This window comes from Sphingomonas sp. (assembly GCF_031380695.1).
In the GTDB taxonomy this organism is placed as follows: Bacteria; Pseudomonadota; Alphaproteobacteria; order Sphingomonadales; family Sphingomonadaceae; genus Sphingomicrobium.
In genome coordinates, this window is the sequence record NZ_JANMWY010000140.1 from 1 (window position 1) to 17,329 (window position 17,329).

The window sequence follows — 17,329 nt, forward strand, 5'->3', positions numbered from 1 at the left end:
GCGCAAGGATCGCGTCGACGATGCCCTCCACGCGACCCGCGCTGCGGTTGAAGAAGGCATCGTCCCCGGTGGCGGAACGGCGTTGCTCTATGCGACCAAGGCGCTCGAAGGCATGCACGGTGTCAACGACGACCAGACGCGAGGCATCGACATCGTCCGCAAGTCGCTGACGACGCTGGTTCGTCAGATCGCGCAGAACGCCGGTCATGACGGTGCGGTGGTCTCGGGCAAGCTGCTTGAGGGCAATGATCCGACGATGGGCTTCAACGCTCAGACCGAGAAGTATGAGAACCTCGTTGAAGCCGGCGTGATCGACCCGACCAAGGTCGTCCGCACCGCGCTCCAGAACGCGGCCTCGGTCGCTGGCCTGCTCATCACGACGGAAGCCGCCGTGTCCGAGCTGCCGGACGACAAGCCGGCGATGCCGATGGGCGGCGGCGGCATGGGCGGCATGGGCGGAATGGACTTCTAAGCCAAAGCGGCCTGAGTTAGCGAAGCGGACGGCAAGGTCCGTTAGCTAACTCAGGTCTCGCGTAGGCTTCGGTCGGCGGGGTTTCGAGCCCCACAGGCTCGAAGAACCCGTTCGACGTCCGGCAGCGGCTTTGCCGCCGCCCCGTCCGATGCGAAAGAATCAACGGGTCGGCAGGGAAAACTCCCTGCCTGTCCTTTTTTGCGCGCGCCACTAACATTATGACAACCATCCCCATTATATGACGCCTGCTTCGGTCGGTCACTTGCGGAGGCTGCGTGAACGCGTTGATGGCGATTGGGATGATGGTCCTCTTCTGGTGGGCGATGATCGTTGGCTTCAAGACTCTTGCCCGCCGCTTCTTCGCGTTCGTCGGAGGGGCCGTGGGCGGTGATTCCTCCGATGGTTGGGAACATCGCCTGCTCCACAGCGCCGACGAGCAAATTCCCGAGAGTGTCGATTCGTTGACCGACGAGATGGAACGAGCGTTGGCCAGCGAACGCGCCAGCGCGACCGAGTTGGTGTCGCAGGCGACCCAGCGCCAGCAGATGTTGAACGATGCCGAAAAGGCCGTCGCCGATTGGGATGACAAGGCGCGGCTCGCGGTCGACAAGGGTCGCGACGACCTCGCTCGCGCCGCTATCACCGAGCGCCAGCACGCGGCGAAGCGGGCCGAGAGCCTGCGCGACGAGATTGCCCGGATCGACGAACTGCTGCGCGGCTACCAGGTTGAGATTCGCAGTCTGCAGACCCGGCTTGGCGAAATCTATCGCCGCCGCTCGATCGCCGCAGCGCGGATCGACCGCGCCGAGAATAGCGCGCGGGCCCATGAACTGCTCAACGGCAACAAGTGGGAAGAGGCGCTGCCCGGGTTCGATTCGCTCGACCGCGAGGCCGACATGGCCGAAGCGCGCGCCGAGGCGATGACGCTGGGCGCATCGCACAGCTTTGGGCGCAAGATCGCGGCGCTGGCCCCCACCGTGTCGGCACTGACGCCGCTGCCCTCGGTCGATCCGCGCATCAAAGCGGAACTCACCGAACTTAAAGCCAGAATGGCCAACAAAGGGTAAGCAAAAGGGCCGCCGAGTTACCCCGGCGGCCCTTCCATTTCCTCGCATCCGAAGACGCGAGAATAGCTTATTTGGCGGTGTTCGCCACGGCGTTGGCCGTCGCGTTCAGGCCATTGGCGGTCGCATTCGCAGCGCCCGCAGCGGCATTCGCCGTAGCGGCACCGGCTGCGTCGAGTGCGTTGTCGGCACTGTTGGCGGCGTCGACGGCAACATTGGTGTCGGCCGCAACCGTGGTTTCGGTCGTGACAGTGTTGTTGTCGACAGTGGTTGCGGTCTTCTTCTCGCACGCGGCGAGGCCAAGCGCGAGGACCAGAGCGGTCAGTGCAACTTTCTTCATGATCGTTCCATTCCTTGTCAGTGCCGGAGTCTCCGGCAGAGGCTCGGCCTGCCGGATATATCGGTCAAGCCAGCGCGCGGCATTATAGAGCAGTTGCCTGTCACGCAATCGTCATTTGAATTCCTGCGACGAACCGAGAAAGCCCGCTCGACGCGGCGCGCGGGCTGGACTAGCGCTGGCCAATGATCCCGCGCCTTGTTCTTTTGCTCTGCTGGTGGTTGTTCGCCCTTCCCGCCACGGCGGGCGGATTGGCGGGCGGTGGCAACGCGATCGCGCCGGAGCTGGTGGCGGAGGGCAGCGCGCGGTCGGGACAGCCGCTCGACCTCGCCATCGTGATGCACACCACGCTTGGCTGGCACGGCTATTGGCAGAACCCGGGTGATGCCGGGCTGACGATGCACGTCGAGTGGCAGTTGCCACCGGGCGTGACGGCGGGACCGCTGCGCTATCCGGTCCCGACTAAGCTGCTTGTCTCGGGCATCGTCAACTATGTCTATGAGAAGGATTATGCGCTGCTGGTGCGGCTGGTGGTGCCAGCGGGCGCGAGCGGCGTGCTGCCGATTCGGGCAAAGGCGCGCTGGCTCGCCTGCACCAAGGAAGTTTGCGTGCCCGAGCAGGGGGAGATCGCGCTCGACCTGTCGGTTGGCGATGGTGCGCTGGTGCTGCGCGAGCGGTTCGACGAGTGGCGTCGGGCACTGCCCAGGCCACTGGCGACGGTCGGGCGGTTTGCGGTCGAGGGAGCCCTCATTCACCTCGCGCTGCCGCTGCCGGCGAGCGTCGCGCTGAAGATTCCATATGTCTTTCCAGGCGAGAATGACCCGATCGACCTCGCCGCACCGCAATCGTTCCGCCGCGTCGGGGACTGGCTGGTCGCCGACCTCAAGCATCGTCGCGGGTCGCCCGCCCGGCTGAGTGGCGTGATCGCGCTCGGCGATGGCAGCGGCCTGTCGTTCGAGGCCGTGCCGGGCGCGGTGCCGAGTGGCGGCGAGGTGATCGGGCAAACAGGCGGGCAGGCGGTGGGCACCCGCGCCCTGCTGCTTGCGCTACTGGGGGCATTGGCGGGCGGTGTGCTGCTCAACCTGATGCCGTGCGTCTTCCCGATCCTGGCGATCAAGGCGCTGCATCTGGCGCGTGGTGGCGGCGACGAGCGGGCGGCGCGGCGCGAGGCTTTGGGCTATACTGCAGGGGCAGTGCTCGGCACGGGCGCCCTCGGCGGCCTGCTGCTGGCGATCCGGGCCGGGGGGAGTGCGGCCGGCTGGGCGTTCCAGCTGCAGGACCCGCGCACGATCCTGCTGCTGATGTTGCTGGCGACGGCGATCACACTGAACTTGCTCGGGGTGTTCCGCCTGCCGGTGCTGGGCGGCGAGGCCAATCCGAGCGGGAGCATCGCCACCGGCGCGCTGGCGGCGTTCGTCGCGACGCCATGTGCCGGGCCATTCCTTGGCGCGGCGCTGGGGACAGCGCTGCTATTGCCGGCGGCGGGGTCGATCGCTGTCTTCGCCCTGCTCGGGCTGGGCTTGGCGCTGCCGTTCCTGCTGGTCGCGTTCATCCCGGCACTGCGGACGCGATTGCCCAGGCCAGGTACGTGGATGCGGACGTTCCAGCGCATTCTCGCGGTACCGATGGCGCTGACCGCACTGGCCTGCCTGTGGCTGCTCTGGCGGCAGGCGGGGAGCGCCGGGTTGATCATCGGTGGGGCCGCGCTGGCCCTGCTGGCGATCCTGTTGCTGCTGCTTGGCCGGCGCGAAGGTGGGGGCCTCGTCGCGCTCGGCGGGGCGATCGCGATTGCGGTTGCGGGCGTGCTGCTCGTTCCGGCGGCAATCCCGGTGACAGCACACGCGATCGAGGGTGCCTCACCGTGGAGCGAAGCCGCGGTCGCGAAGGCCACGGCCACCCACCCGGCCTTCGTCTATTTCACCGCCGACTGGTGCCTCACCTGCAAGGTCAACGAAACTTCCTCGATCGATCGCGCCGAAGTCCGCGCCGCCTTCAAGAAGGCCGGGGTGGAGGTACTCGCCGCCGACTGGACCAATGGCGATCCTGCGATCACCCGCTTCCTCGACGCGCAGGGACGCGCGGGGGTGCCACTTTACCTGTGGTACGCGCCGGGCAAGCCAGCCGAGGAATTGCCGCAGGTGCTGACCCCGGCGATGCTTATCGCGCGGGCGCAACAGGCTCGCTAGCCCAGACCTTCTTCCCTGCGACCCACGTCTCCAGCACTTTCATTGCGGCGATGTCGATCGGGGTGGCGCTGGCGATGTCGCGGTCGACCATGATGAAGTCGGCCCAGTGGCCCGGATCGAGCGAGCCTAGCCGATCCTCGGCGAACCCGGCGTAAGCAGCTTCGCGGGTGAAGCTGGCCAGCGCCTGCGCCAGCGTGACTTTCTCCTCCGGTCGCCATCCCCCGGGCGGCTGGCCGCGCGGGTCCTGGCGGCTGATAGCGGCGGCGATGCCGGGGAATGGGTTAGCCGATTCGACTGGATAGTCGGAGCCGAATGCCAGATGCGCGCCGGTGACGATCATCGAATGCCAGGCATAGGCCCCCGCCAGCCGCGCCGGTCCCAACCGCGCTTCGGCCATCGTCCGGTCGCTCGTCTGGTGGGTCGGCTGCATCGAAGCGATGATGTGATTGGCACCGATCAGCGCCAGATCCTCGGGCGCTACTACCTGGACATGTTCGATCCGCCAGCGCCGGTCGCCGTCCGACGCGCCATGGCCGATATAGGAGCGGATGACCTGGGCATTGGCGGCATCGCCGATGGCGTGGGTCGCGATCTGATAGCGGCGGCGCGCCGCTTCGGCGACCAGCGCGTCATAGTCGGCGTCGGAATGGAATTGCAGGCCGCGCGTGTCGGGCTTGTCGGCGTAAGGCGCCTTGAGCCACGCCCCGCGCGATCCGAGCGCGCCGTCGGCGTAGAGCTTGACCCCCTCCATCTTGAGCCGGTCGCGGGAAAACCAGGCGGTTGGGCCGTCGGCAGAAATCGCCTTGGCGCCGTCTATCCCGGCCCCGTAGCTCATGATCCGCGTGGTCAGCTCGCCGCGCCGCCCGGCGCGCCGCATCGCTGCCCAGTCGGCTGGATCGGTGCCCATGTCGGCGGTCGCGGTCAGGCCGTAGCCGCGCAGAATTTCCAGCGCCTTGGCCAGCCACGCATTGCGCTCGGTCTTCGTGGCAGGCGCGATTTTTGACTCGATTAGCGTCATAGCGTTGTCGACGAACAGCCCCTGCTCGATCAGTCCACCGCTCGGCGCTGTGGTCTCGGCCGTGACTCCAGCCGCACGCATCGCCGCGCTGTTTGCGATCAGCGCATGGCCGTCGACCCGGCGCAGCACCACCGGACGGCTGGGGACGATCCCGTCGAGATCGGCGGCGGTCGGAAAATTCTTTACCGGCCAAAGTTCCTGGTTCCAGCCGCGCCCCTGGATCCAGCCGGTGCCAAGATGGGCCGCGGCATAGGCCTTCAGGCGCTGTTGCAATTCGGCGAGCGAATGAGTGTCGGTCAGGTCCAGGCTCAGTGCCGCCGCGCCAAGCTCCATGACATGGCCGTGCGCGTCGATCAGGCCGGGGAGCAGGGCATGGCCCTGGCCATCGATCCGCATCTTGATCCGAGTCGGCCGGGCGTCGCTGGCACCAAGCAATTGGACGACCTTGCCGTCCTTGCCGATCACCAGTCCGGTGAAATGTTGCAGCTTGCCGGTCCGACCGACCTGCAGTCCGTCGACGTGATCCACCAGCGTGTCGGCGGTGGCGGGAGTGACGGAAATGGCGGCAAGCGCGATCATGACGGCGGTTCTCATGGCCTAGTCGTAGCATTGTTTGCGTCAGCGGGAAGGGCTAGGCCGCGCGGCCATGAGCGAGCAGATCCCCCCGACCCTCGGTGACATCCACGCCGCCGCGCGCCGCATCGACGGGGCTGTCATCCGCACGCCGACGCTGAACAGCATCAGCCTGTCGAAGCTGATAGGTGCAGAGGTGTGGCTGAAGTTCGAAAATCTGCAGATGACCGCGGCTTACAAGGAGCGCGGCGCGCTCAACAAATTGCTTCAGCTCGACTCGGCGCAACGCGCGCGCGGTGTCGTCGCGGCGTCGGCCGGCAACCATGCCCAGGCGGTCGCCTATCACGGCCTGCGGCTGGGCATTCCGGTAACCATCGTCATGCCCGAGGCGACGCCGTCGGTGAAGGTCACGCAGACCGAGAGCCATGGTGCCAAGGTCGTGCTGACGGGCACAAATTTCGAAGATGCCTATGCCCATGCCCGCCTACTTGAGGCTGAACACGACCTTGTGTTCGTGCACCCATTCGACGACCCGCAGATCATTGCCGGGCAAGGGACGATCGCGCTCGAAATGCTTGCCGAGGCGCCCGATCTCGAAATGTTGATCGTGCCGATCGGCGGCGGCGGGCTGATCTCGGGCATCGCCATCGCGGCCAAGGCGATGAAGCCGGACATCGAGATCATCGGCGTGGAGGCCGAGCTATATCCGTCGATGAAGAACAAGGTAACCGGCGGTGCCCGTCCGATCGGCGGCGACACGCTCGCCGAGGGCATTGCGGTCAAGGAACCGGGTGAACTGACGCAGCGGATCATCGGCGAACTGGTCGACGACATCCGGCTGGTGTCCGAAACCCATCTCGAGCAAGCGGTCGCGTTGCTAGTCTCGGTCGAGAAATCTGTGGTCGAAGGCGCTGGCGCGGCCGGGCTGGCGGCGATGCTGGCCGAGCCGGAGCGCTATAAGGGGCGCAAGGTCGGTACGATACTGTGCGGCGGCAATATCGACACGCATCTGCTTGCGAATGTGCTGATCCGTGACCTCGTCCGCTCGGGCCGGATCGCCCGGCTGCGTATCGCCCTCCTTGACCGGCCGGGATCGCTGTCGGCGTTGGCGATCAAGTTTCACGAATGCGGCGTAAACATCATCGAAGTCCATCACCATCGCATTTTCACAACGCTTCCGGCCAAGGACACGCTTATCGAGGTTGAGTGCGAGGCGCGCGATGCGGCAGCGATCGAGCGGCTGGTGAAATCGCTCGAAGAGGCTGGATTCAAAGTGGAACGCGCCTCGCTCGACTGATCGCCCACTGCCCCATCGCGGCACATTCGCGGCGTTAACTTTCTTTCAGCGGACAGCTACTCTTTTCAAGTGCGTTAACCGGTCGCATAAAGGGGTTCGTAACCTTTTGCGGAGGCGGATGGGTTGAGCGCACCGTTTCGATTTCCCAAGTTCTTCGTGACCAATCCGTCGCCCTGTCCGTACCTGCCGGGCAAGGTCGAGCGGAAGGTCTTCACGGAGCTGAGCGGTCGCCATTCCGGCGAGCTTAACGAAGCGCTCGGCCGCATCGGATTTCGTCGCAGCCAGTCGGTCGCCTATCGCCCCAGTTGCATCGACTGCAACGCCTGCGTCTCGGTCCGCGTCGCCGCCGGCGAATTCACCGCCAGCGCGACCCAGCGCAAGATCCTCCGCCGCCATGCCGAACTTGAAGTCACCGCGTGCAAGCCATGGACGACCGACGAGCAATATCAGCTGCTCGGCCGCTACCTCGCCACGCGCCACCCCGGTGGCGGCATGGCCGAGATGGACGAGAGCGACTTTGCCGACATGGTCGAGCAGACGCCGGTCCGCACTTACATCGTCGAATATCGCGAGCCGTCGGTCGATGGGCGCCCCGGCAAGCTGATTGGCGCATGCCTATCGGACCAACAGTCCGACGGGCTGAGCATGATCTACAGCTTCTACGATACCGGCCCGGGATCGCGGAAGGGGTTGGGCACGTTCATCATCCTCGATCATATCCTCCGCGCCGGGCGTGCCAATCTGCCTTACGTCTACCTCGGCTACTGGGTCGATGGGTCACAGCGGATGGCTTACAAAGCTAGTTTCCGCCCGCTCGAACGGCTTGGCCGCGACGGCTGGCGACGGGTCGACGAGGTCAAGGCCGAGCCGCCACCGGTCCGCCCCGAAGTCCCCGCCTATTTCGAGCGCCGCCGGCCGCTGATGGACGCCTAGCTAGGTCAGCGTCGTGAGCAACTTCAGGTTGAGAGCGATGATGCAGGCCGAGACGGCCCACGCCACGATCTTGAGCCACAGCGGATTGACGAAGCACCCCATGCGGGTGCGGTCGCTGGTGAACTGGACGAGGGGCACCACCGCGAACGGCAATTGCAGGCTCAGCACGACCTGGCTCAGCACCAGCAGCCGCGCGGTGCCGCTCATTCCGTAGAGGCTCGCAACGATCACCGCCGGGACGATCGCCAGCGAGCGCGTGATCAGACGCCGCAGCCACGATGGCAGGCGGATGTCAAGGAAGCCCTCCATGACGATCTGCCCGGCCAAGGTCGCCGTAATCGTTGAATTCTGTCCCGAGGCGAGCAGCGCGACAGCGAACAGCGTGCTCGCCGCGCCGACGCCGAGCATCGGCGCGAGCAGGATGTAGGCATTCTCGATTTCGGCGACGTCCGTGCGGCCTGCGACATGGAAGGTCGAGGCGGCGAGGATCAGGATCGCGGCGTTGATGATCAGCGCGAAGGACAGCGCGATGGTGCTGTCAAGCGTCGCGAAGCGGATCGCCTCGCGCTTGCCTTCGTGGGTTCGCACGAAACGGCGGGTCTGCACGACGGCGCTGTGCAGATAGAGATTATGCGGCATAACCGTCGCGCCAAGGATGCCGATGGCGATGTAGAGCATCATCGGATTGGTGATGATCCGCACGCTCGGCACCAGCCCGCCGGCAATCGCCATCAGGTCGGGCTTGGACAGCGTCAGTTCGACCGCGAAGCAGCCCGCGATGATGATCAGCATGACGACGATGAACGCCTCAAGCTTGCGGAAACCGAACTGCTGGAGCAGCAGGATGAGGAGCACATCGAGCGTGGTCAGACACACACCCCACACCAGCGGCAGCCCAAACAGGAGCAGCAACGCGATCGCGGTGCCGATCACTTCGGCGAGGTCGCAAGCGATGATCGCGATCTCGCACAACAGCCACAGCCCAATCCGCACGGGTCGCGAATAATAGTCGCGGCAGGTCTGGGCTAGGTCGCGCCCGGTGACGATTCCGAGCTTCACCGCCAATGACTGGAGCAGCATCGCCATCATGTTCGACAGCAGGATGACCGACAGCAAGGTGTAGCCGAACGCCGACCCGCCGGCGAGGTCGGTCGCCCAATTGCCCGGGTCCATATAGCCGACCGCGACGAGGTAGCCGGGGCCGGCGAATGCCGCCATCTTGCGCCAGAAACCGCCCGGCCCCGTCGGGATCGCGACCGTTCTATGCGATTCGGGCAGGCTGAGGGGTCGGCCGAGCGCACCGGCGTCCATCGTCGCGACAATGTCCGCCAGCGGTGTCGTCATCAAGCCTCTCTCACCCGGTCCGGCGACTCATGCGCTGAGTTTAGTGTAACGCGCTCCAACCGGTTTGTATTCAGTCGAGACTGCCAGAGTGCGCAGACAAACCACGGCAAAACGGAGGTACGTTTCCGCTCAGCAAATCGTGAACAGTCCGTCTGGTTGGGAGGTTAGGCGACCGCCGCTTCGGGCGTGACGACGTCGGTTTCGACGTCGCGCAGCACATAGCCACGCCCCCACACCGTCTCGATATAATTCTCGCCGCCGCAGGCCAGGCTCAATTTCTTGCGCAGTTTGCAGATGAACACGTCGATGATCTTGAGTTCCGGCTCGTCCATCCCGCCATAGAGATGGTTCAGGAACATTTCCTTGGTCAGCGTCGTGCCTTTGCGGAGCGAGAGCAGCTCCAGCATCGCATATTCCTTGCCGGTCAGGTGGACGCGGGCACCGTCGACTTCGACCGTTTTGGCGTCGAGGTTGACGGCCAGTTTGCCGGTGCGGATGACCGACTGGCTATGGCCCTTCGAGCGGCGGACGATAGCGTGGATACGGGCGACCAGTTCGTCACGGTGGAATGGCTTGGTGACATAATCATCGGCGCCGAAGCCAAGCGCGCGGACCTTGGAGTCCATTTCGTTGAGGCCGGACAGGATCAGGACCGGGGTACCGACCTTGGCGGTGCGCAATTTTTTAAGAACATCATAGCCATGCATGTCGGGCAGGTTCAGATCGAGCAGGATGATGTCGTAATCATAGAGCTTCCCCAGATCGAGGCCCTCTTCGCCAAGGTCCGTGGTGTACACGTTGAAGCCCTCGGTCCCGAGCATCAGCTCAATGCTCTTGGCGATCGTTGCTTCGTCTTCGATCAACAAAACTCGCATCACATCATCCCCCGTTGGCGTTCGTCCGAAGCGCTCGCCGTGAAAAGCGTTACGCCACTTTAACGACGTCTAAGCGACCATTAACCATTCAATGTCTGAAGGCGAAAGGTTAATAAGTTCTGAAAGCCTTTCATCTCCGGCCGTTGCAATCGAGTTACAAGCACGGGTGAGTCGCAAGCGCAGGCGATTGCCGTCGCCATCGCGCCATGGCACTGCGCGGCGCATGCTGGAGGATCGCGTTCTGTTTATCGACGCCGAGGCGATCGTGATAGACAAGCCGGCCGGCTTGCCCGTCGACGCGCCGCGCGCCGGCGGGGACAGCATTGCGGGGCGGATTGAGGAGCTTAAATGTGGGTATCAACGCCCGCCTACGGCGATGCACCGGCTCGATCAGGATACGTCGGGCTGTTTGCTGTTCGCGCGCCATCCGTCGGCGCGAAAACTGTTCCAGCAGGCGTTCGAATCCGGCACGGTCGAGAAAGTCTATCTGGCGGTCGTCGCGGGCGAAGTTGGCGAGGAGGGGGTGATCGACCTGCCGCTCGCCAAAATCTCCAGCGTCGATGCCGGGTGGAAGATGCGCGGCGATCCGGCGGGCAAGCCGGCGGTGACCGCCTGGCGGCGGATCGCCCTGCGCGACGGCCGCAGCCTGGTCGAGTTCCGTCCGCGGACCGGCCGCACCCACCAGATCAGGGCCCATGCCCGCGAAGGACTGGGCAGCGGCATCGTCGGCGATTTCGTCTATGGCGTCCCCGGCGGACCGATGCTGCTCCACGCCGTCCGGCTGGTGGTCCCGCGCGGCAAGAAGGCGGTAATCGACGTTGTCGCGCCGCTGCCCGACAGTTTCGGCGAGTGGCGCGACGATGCCTGATGTCCCGGCCTATCCCTGGCCCGAGGATGCGCTGAGCGAGAAATTCCTCGCCGCGACCGGGCCGGGCGGGCAGAATGTCAACAAGGTGGCGACGGCGTGTCAGCTGCGCTGCAATGTCTTCGCGCTCGGTCTGTCGCCGGAAACCTATGCCCGGCTGAAGCTGATCGCCGGTAGCAAGCTGACGATCGGCGGCGAACTGATCATCACGGCGCGGCGGTATCGCACGCAGGAGGCCAATCGCGAGGACGCGCGCAATCGACTGGCGGAGATCATTGTCGCGGCCCATGTCGTCCAGGCTAGGCGTCGCAAGACCCGGCCGAGCAAGGCAGCCAAGGCGAAGCGGATCGAAACGAAGAAGGGGCGGGGCGAAGTGAAGCGCGGGCGGGGAAAAGTGAGTCTCGACTAATGTATGATTTCGCCATCACCGCTGACGACAAGTCGACCTTCTATCGCGATCTTGCCGCCGCGCTCGAGAGCCTCGTCGCCGGGGAACCCGACGCCATCGCCAACATGGCCAACGCCGCTGCCCTGATCTGGGAAAGCGTGCCGGGGCTCAACTGGGCGGGCTTTTACCGCAACGTCGGCGGTGAGCTGGTGCTCGGGCCGTTCCAGGGCCGCGCTGCCTGCATCCGCATCCCGTTCGGCACAGGCGTGTGCGGCGCCGCCGCCGCGACGGGCCAGGTCCAGCGGGTCGACGACGTCCACGCCTTCCCCGGCCACATCGCGTGTGACGCGGCATCGATCAGCGAACTCGTCCTGCCGATCGCGCGCGACGACGAAGTGATTGCCGTGCTCGACCTCGACAGCCCGCACGCGGCGCGGTTCGATGCCGAGGACGAAGCGGGATTCGTGGCGATCGCGGCGATCCTCGCCCGGGCGCTGTAACACCCGGGCGAACGATCGATTAGCGCTGAGCGATGTCGACGCCGATAAACGCCTCTGGTGCCGTGCCTCTCTTGACGAGCAGGAGAACGCTGTTCCGTCCAGCAGCCCGCGCCGCCGTGACTGCCGCCGTTACCTGCGCCGGGGTTGTGACCAGTGCGCGGTTGACCGAGATGATCACGTCGCCGCGCCGCAGTCCCTTGTCCGACGCATCGCTCGACGCATCGACCGCAGTAATGACCACGCCATGCGTCCCGGGCGGCAGGCTGAGCGCCTGGATCGCGGACGGCGACAACGGCTGCAGCGAGAGGCCGAGCGCGCGCGTCGCGGGGCCAGTCGCCGACGGACCATTGGCGGTGGCGTCATCGCCCGTTCCGCCGCCGGCCGCCTTGGCCAGCGCATCTTCGGTCGGGCGTTGGGCCGGCACGACAGTCAGCGTCATGTGGCGGCCGTCACGGACGATCTCGATCGGCACGCGGCTGCCGACCTGGGTGTTGGCGATCAGGTAGGACACGGTCTGGTCGGGCGTCACCGGCATGTCGCCGACGCGGACGATGACATCACCCTGCTGCACCCCGGCCTTGGCGGCGGGATCATTCGGCTGGACTGAACGGACGATCTCGCCCTGATCCTTGGGCAGGCCGAGCGACGCGGCGATATTCTCGTCCAACGGCTGGAGCCCGACGCCGAGATAGCCGCGCGACGGCCGCTGGCCCTTGCGCAGCGTTTCGATCACCGGCTGCGCCAGTTCCGCCGGGATGGCAAGGCCGATGCCGACGCTGGCCCCGGTTGGCGAGATCAGTGCCGAATTGATGCCGATGACGTTGCCGTTGACGTCGAACATCGGGCCGCCGCTGTTGCCCATGTTGATGCTCGCATCGGTCTGGATGTAGCGATCATAGGCGCCATTGCCGGTAATGCCGCGATGCAGCGCCGAGATGATGCCGGCGGTGACGGTGCCACCAAGGCCGTAGGGGTTGCCGATCGCGACCACCCAGTCGCCGACGCGGGCGCGGGTCGAATCGCCCCACTGCACGAACGGCAGGTTGGTGCCCTGGATCTTGAGCAGGGCGAGATCGGACGCCTGGTCGCGGCCGACGATCCGCGCCGTATATTCCTTGCGGTCGGTCATGATGACGGTGACGCTGTCGACCGTACCGCCATTTTCACCGGCGATCAGGTGATTGTTGGTGACGATATAGCCATCTGGCGAAACGATGAACCCCGAGCCAAGCGAACCCGCCTCGCGCGTTGTCGGCTGGCCGCCGGGCCCACCATTGGGATCGGCCGGCGCCTGGCCACCGAAGCGGCGGAAGAAATCCTCGAACGGATCGACCTGCTGCTTCACCGCCACGCGCTGCTTGGTCGAGATGTTGACCACCGCCGGCTGGAGCCTGGCCGCGAGATCGGCGAAGCTCATCGGCGCGCCGGGTTTCGGCGCCAACATGCTCGGAGAATTTTGCGCGACTTGCGCACCGACCGGGCCGGTGGCGATCGAAAAGGCGGTCCCGCCCAGCAGCAGGGCACCGGCAACACCATAAGCATAGCGCACGATCGGGGACTCCTTGGGGAAACTCATTCGATACCCTCACTATTGACACGTCCGGGGCAAAGCTAGGTCGAGCGCATGAACGCGCTTTGAACAAGCCGTTACGTCAACGCCCGGAAAATTGTTTCAGATAGTCACTCTGCGGCGACAGGATCATCGTTGTCGGTGCCGCCTTGCGCGTCGCGTCACCGATAAAGCTGGCCTGGTATGACTGCATCGCGCGATAAAAGTCGTAGAATTGCGGATCCTTGCCGAAGCTGTCGGCATAGACCTTCGACGCATCGGCCTCGGCCTGGGCGCGGATGATCTGCGCCTGCTTGGCACCTTCGGCCTGGATTGATCGCGCCTCCTGTTCGCGCGCCGAGCGCATCCTTGCATAGGCGCTGTCAAGCGGCGTTCCGGTCGGCAAATCCGCCTTCTTGATCCTCACGTCGATGATTTGGGCACCATATTGGCGCGCTACCCGGTCGAGTCCCCGGCGGACATTCTCCATCACCCCTTCGCGCTCGGGTGAGAGAAGCGAAGAGAAGGGGATCTTGCCGAGTTCGTTGCGCAGTTCGGACCCCAGGTTGGGCACCAGCGCGCTCTGCAGGCCCTCGACCGAGCGCGCGCGGACATACATGCGCAGCGGATCGACGATGCGGTAGCGGGCGAAGGCATCGACCTCCAGCCGCTGCTGGTCGGTCGAGGTGACCTGGCGGCGTTCCATGTCGACGTCGAGCACCCGCTTGTCGATCCATACGACATTGTCGAAGAACGGCACGCGCCAGTTAAGACCCGCACCATCCGCGCCGAGTGGGGCGCCCGGCTCGTAGCGATTGAGGATGTAGATCGGCTTGCCGAAGCGGGTGATGATCGCCTGGCGCGTCTCGGGAACGACGATGACCGTGTTAAGCAACATGATCAGCGCCACGAAGGCGAGCGCGGCGGTCAGCAGCGGGCGGCGCAGGACGAGGCTCATTTGGTAGCTCCCGGCGGCGTACTGCGCAGGACTGGCGGCAGGGCCTGGTAATTATTGACCCCGGGGGCATCGATGATCGTCTTGTCGACGCCTTGCAGGATGCGCTCCATCGTCTCGTAATAAAGGCGCTTGCGCGTGACGTCGGGGGCTAGCTTGTACTGGCCATAGACTTTCTCGAACGCGACCGCCTCGCCCTGCGCCTTGGCACCGAGCTGCAGCGCATAGCTGTTCGCCTGGTTGATATAGCTTTGCGCCTGCTGCTGCGCCGCCGACACTTCCTTGAAGGCATCGAGCACAGCGGCCGGAGGATCGGCCTGCTTGATCGCGACACCCTGGACCAGCACGCCCGACTTGTAGCCGTCGAGGATGCGCTGCATTTCCTCCTGCACGCGATTTTCGATGTCGCCGCGCTTGGCGCCCATGCCTTCACGCAGGGTGACGTTGGCAATCGCTGCGCGCATTGCGCTCTCGGCGACCTGGCGGATGGTTTCCTCGGGCTGGGCGAGTTCGAACAGATATTGCTCGGGATCGCGGATGTTCCAGCGCACCTGATAGGCGATGTCGATGATGTTGCCGTCGCCGGTCAACATCAATGTTTCGCTTTCTTCGCTGCCCAGGTTGATCTCGCGGACATTGTCGACGTCGATCTTTCGCACTCGGTCGATCGGCGAGGGCAAGGTGATGCCCACACCTGGCGTCAGCGTTGCGACATAACGTCCGAAGCGAGTGACGACGCCGCGTTCGGCCGGAGCGATCGAATGGAACGAGGTCGAGACGAGCCAGAGCGCAAGCGCCGCGGCCAGTGCCCATACGACCATCGATCCGTCCGGGCGGAAACCGGTGCCTCTGCCGCCACCTTCGCCATTACGGCCGCTGCGGTTGAAGCGCTCGCGGCTGCGGCGGAGAAAATCGTCGATCCCGCCACCGCCGCGGAACGGGCGATCGACCCGGCCCGTGCGCGGCGGCTCGCCCCACGGCCCGTCGGCGTTGCCCTTCGGTGGTTCGGCCGGAGTGACCGGTGGCTCTTCATCGTCCCCACCCGATCCCCACGGACCTTTGGCATCGGCAAACAAGCGATTGGTGAACGAGCGGAACGCGGACATCCGCGAAGAAGTTGTCATGGCCACAGTATAGGGGTCGTCTAACCCGAAGAACAGGGGCACCGGTCGAATCGCATCCGTCGATCGGCGGTTGTACCGCGGTGACACTCTGCGCATAGGAGCGCGATGGCTGACGGGTTGCACGATGAAGACGGGACGCGCATTCGATCACGCAAGGAGGCCGACGGCGTCGTCACGCTGATCGTCGACGGCACCGGGCTCGACAAGGCCGGGCGCGAGGCACTCCATGAACGGCTGCAGGAAGCCGAGCAGCGCGCCGGGGCGCGCGACGTCCGCATCGCCATGACCAGCGCCAAGACCGGCCGCACGATCATCGCTATCGGCAGCGGCAAGGGCGGGGTCGGCAAGTCGACGCTGGCGGCTAATCTGGCGGTGGCGCTGGCGCGGACCGGGCGCAAGGTCGGGTTGATCGACGCCGACATCTACGGCCCGTCGCAACCGCGCCTGCTCGGCACCAGCGTCCGCCCCGAAGCGCGCGACAAGCAACTGATCCCGGTCATGGCCAATGGCGTCCGCCTGCTCTCGGTCGGCCAGCTGGTGCCCGCCGGACAGGCGCTGGCGTGGCGCGGGCCGATGGCGGCGGGCGCGCTGACGCAGCTGATCGACGGCGACTGGGGCGATACCGATCTCCTCCTCGTCGACCTGCCGCCCGGCACCGGCGACGTACAATTGTCGCTGGTCGCCAAGGCGCGACCGACGGCGGCGGTGATCGTCTCGACCCCGCAGGACCTCGCCCTGATCGACGCCGAACGCGCGATCGACCTGTTCGCCAAGACCGGCGTGCCGATCGCCGGGTTGATCGAGAATATGGCGGGCTATGCCTGTCCCCATTGCGGCGAGAGCAGCGACCCGTTCGGTTCCGGCGGGGCCGAGGCCGCGGCGGCGCGGCTCGGCATCGCCTTCCTCGGGCGACTGCCGCTCTCGGCCAGCCTGCGCGAGGCATCCGATGCGGGCACGCCGCCCGCCGCTGGCGACGGTCCTGCCGCCGCCGCTTTCGCGACGCTCGCCGCCGCGCTGCTCGTCCAGTTGGAGAAAGTCGCGCGCTGAAGCATTGATGCGGCAAGGGAGACGATCATGCCGCTGACCACCGACACCGAGATCGACGAACTGCTCAAGGGCGCGAAGACCATCGCCGTCGTCGGTGCCTCCGACCGACCCGACCGCGCCTCCTATGGCGTGATGAAATTCGCCCAGGATCGCGGTTACCGCACCATCCCGGTCAACCCGCGCATCACCGGCGAGCATGTCCACGGCGAATTTGTGTGGCGCGAACTCGGCCAGATCGGCGAGCCGATCGACATCGTCGACATCTTCCGCAAGTCGGACGACGTCGGCCCGATCGTCGATGAAGCGATCGCGGTCGGGGCGAAGGCGATCTGGATGCAGCTCGGCATTGCCAATGCCAATGCGGCGGCACGCGCCGAAGCGGCCGGGCTCAAGGTCGTCGAGGACAAATGTCTCAAGATCGAACTGGCGCGGTCGGGGCTGGGCGCGTCGGCTTGACTCCGTACCCCCAAGAGCCCAGCTTTCCGCCACTTTGAAGCTCGCGGGGGCAAATGCGTCCGGCTTCGGAAAACCAAATGGGGAGGCCAACATGATCAGAACCATTACGCGCGCAGCGCTAATCGCTAGCGTTGCCGTCACCTTTTCGGCGCCGGCCGGTGCAACACACGCCTGGAACAATTATCATTGGGCGCGTACCGGCACGACCCTGGTGCTAAAGGTCAATACTGCGATCACCAGCGCTTGGACGAATAGCGTTACTGTTGCGGTCGCGGACTGGGATGCGATACCTGTCCTCAGCTTAGGTGCGCCGATTCCGAGTTCCGCGAGCGCCAGGCGCTGCAGC

The 17,329-nt window shown here is 65.5% G+C and carries 18 protein-coding genes; 11 read left to right on the forward strand and 7 right to left on the reverse strand.

The window, feature by feature from the left end; translation table 11 throughout:
• On the forward strand, positions 1–472 hold a 472-nt coding region (locus RMN84_RS05130), incomplete at its 5' end, for a TCP-1/cpn60 chaperonin family protein (protein WP_309611122.1).
• Positions 473–771: 299 nt separating this feature from the next.
• Complete coding sequence (locus RMN84_RS05135; protein WP_309611123.1) at positions 772–1,539, forward strand: PspA/IM30 family protein; 768 nt, start codon at positions 772–774, stop codon at positions 1,537–1,539.
• A 67-nt stretch (positions 1,540–1,606) separates the two neighbouring features.
• On the opposite strand, the gene RMN84_RS05140 is transcribed toward RMN84_RS05135, so the two are convergent.
• Positions 1,607–1,876, reverse strand: coding sequence for a hypothetical protein (locus RMN84_RS05140; RefSeq protein ID WP_309611124.1), 270 nt, complete (start codon positions 1,874–1,876; stop codon positions 1,607–1,609).
• Positions 1,877–2,058: 182 nt separating this feature from the next.
• Between RMN84_RS05140 and RMN84_RS05145 the strand changes: the two genes are divergently transcribed.
• Positions 2,059–4,059, forward strand: coding sequence for a protein-disulfide reductase DsbD domain-containing protein (locus tag RMN84_RS05145; protein WP_309611125.1), 2,001 nt, complete (start codon positions 2,059–2,061; stop codon positions 4,057–4,059).
• Here RMN84_RS05145 and RMN84_RS05150 read toward each other — a convergent pair.
• Entirely contained in the window at positions 4,031–5,671 is a 1,641-nt protein-coding gene (locus RMN84_RS05150) for an amidohydrolase (RefSeq protein WP_309611126.1), read from the reverse strand. The two genes, RMN84_RS05145 and RMN84_RS05150, sit on opposite strands and share 29 nt — an antisense overlap.
• A gap of 52 nt (positions 5,672–5,723) precedes the next feature.
• Between RMN84_RS05150 and RMN84_RS05155 the strand changes: the two genes are divergently transcribed.
• Entirely contained in the window at positions 5,724–6,947 is a 1,224-nt protein-coding gene (locus RMN84_RS05155) for a threonine ammonia-lyase (protein WP_309611127.1), read from the forward strand.
• A 123-nt stretch (positions 6,948–7,070) separates the two neighbouring features.
• On the forward strand, positions 7,071–7,880 hold the full coding sequence (locus RMN84_RS05160; protein ID WP_309611128.1) for an arginyltransferase: 810 nt from the start codon (positions 7,071–7,073) through the stop codon (positions 7,878–7,880).
• Here RMN84_RS05160 and RMN84_RS05165 read toward each other — a convergent pair whose 3' ends face one another.
• A complete protein-coding gene (locus tag RMN84_RS05165; RefSeq protein ID WP_309611137.1) occupies positions 7,881–9,191 on the reverse strand; it encodes an Nramp family divalent metal transporter in 1,311 nt (436 codons plus the stop codon). It abuts the gene before it with no gap.
• Between the two features lie 197 nt (positions 9,192–9,388).
• Complete coding sequence (gene ctrA / locus RMN84_RS05170) at positions 9,389–10,099, reverse strand: response regulator transcription factor CtrA (RefSeq protein ID WP_309611129.1); 711 nt, start codon at positions 10,097–10,099, stop codon at positions 9,389–9,391.
• A 223-nt stretch (positions 10,100–10,322) separates the two neighbouring features.
• Here ctrA and RMN84_RS05175 point away from each other — a divergent pair, with 223 nt between their 5' ends.
• Genes RMN84_RS05175 through RMN84_RS05185 form a run of 3 tightly spaced genes read left to right on the forward strand, consistent with a single transcriptional unit; the run spans position 10,323 to position 11,852 of the window.
• Positions 10,323–10,967, forward strand: a complete 645-nt coding sequence (locus RMN84_RS05175) for an RNA pseudouridine synthase (RefSeq protein ID WP_309611130.1) — start codon at positions 10,323–10,325, stop codon at positions 10,965–10,967.
• On the forward strand, positions 10,960–11,373 hold the full coding sequence (arfB, locus tag RMN84_RS05180; RefSeq protein WP_309611131.1) for an alternative ribosome rescue aminoacyl-tRNA hydrolase ArfB: 414 nt from the start codon (positions 10,960–10,962) through the stop codon (positions 11,371–11,373). The genes RMN84_RS05175 and arfB overlap by 8 nt, the downstream gene beginning before the upstream one ends.
• A complete protein-coding gene (locus RMN84_RS05185; protein ID WP_309611132.1) occupies positions 11,373–11,852 on the forward strand; it encodes a GAF domain-containing protein in 480 nt (159 codons plus the stop codon). The genes arfB and RMN84_RS05185 overlap by 1 nt, the downstream gene beginning before the upstream one ends.
• 19 nt (positions 11,853–11,871) lie before the next feature.
• On the opposite strand, the gene RMN84_RS05190 is transcribed toward RMN84_RS05185, so the two are convergent.
• The 3 genes from RMN84_RS05190 to hflK all read right to left on the reverse strand — a co-directional run bounded on the left by RMN84_RS05190 (position 11,872) and on the right by hflK (position 15,480).
• Positions 11,872–13,401 (reverse strand): Do family serine endopeptidase, encoded by a 1,530-nt coding sequence (locus tag RMN84_RS05190; protein ID WP_309611138.1) that lies wholly within the window; start codon positions 13,399–13,401, stop codon positions 11,872–11,874.
• A 103-nt stretch (positions 13,402–13,504) separates the two neighbouring features.
• Positions 13,505–14,359 carry a protease modulator HflC gene (locus tag RMN84_RS05195; protein ID WP_309611133.1) on the reverse strand — a complete coding sequence of 285 codons (855 nt, stop codon included), beginning with the start codon at positions 14,357–14,359 and terminating at the stop codon, positions 13,505–13,507.
• Positions 14,356–15,480 carry an FtsH protease activity modulator HflK gene (hflK, locus tag RMN84_RS05200; RefSeq protein ID WP_309611134.1) on the reverse strand — a complete coding sequence of 375 codons (1,125 nt, stop codon included), beginning with the start codon at positions 15,478–15,480 and terminating at the stop codon, positions 14,356–14,358. Before hflK ends, RMN84_RS05195 begins: the two co-directional genes overlap by 4 nt.
• Before the next feature lie 282 nt (positions 15,481–15,762).
• Here hflK and RMN84_RS05205 point away from each other — a divergent pair, with 282 nt between their 5' ends.
• From RMN84_RS05205 to RMN84_RS05215, 3 genes are all read left to right on the forward strand, one after another.
• Complete coding sequence (locus tag RMN84_RS05205) at positions 15,763–16,527, forward strand: P-loop NTPase (protein WP_309611139.1); 765 nt, start codon at positions 15,763–15,765, stop codon at positions 16,525–16,527.
• A 27-nt stretch (positions 16,528–16,554) separates the two neighbouring features.
• Entirely contained in the window at positions 16,555–16,983 is a 429-nt protein-coding gene (locus tag RMN84_RS05210) for a CoA-binding protein (RefSeq protein ID WP_309611135.1), read from the forward strand.
• A gap of 91 nt (positions 16,984–17,074) precedes the next feature.
• A partial coding sequence (locus tag RMN84_RS05215) for a hypothetical protein (protein ID WP_309611136.1) occupies positions 17,075–17,329 on the forward strand: 255 nt, incomplete at its 3' end.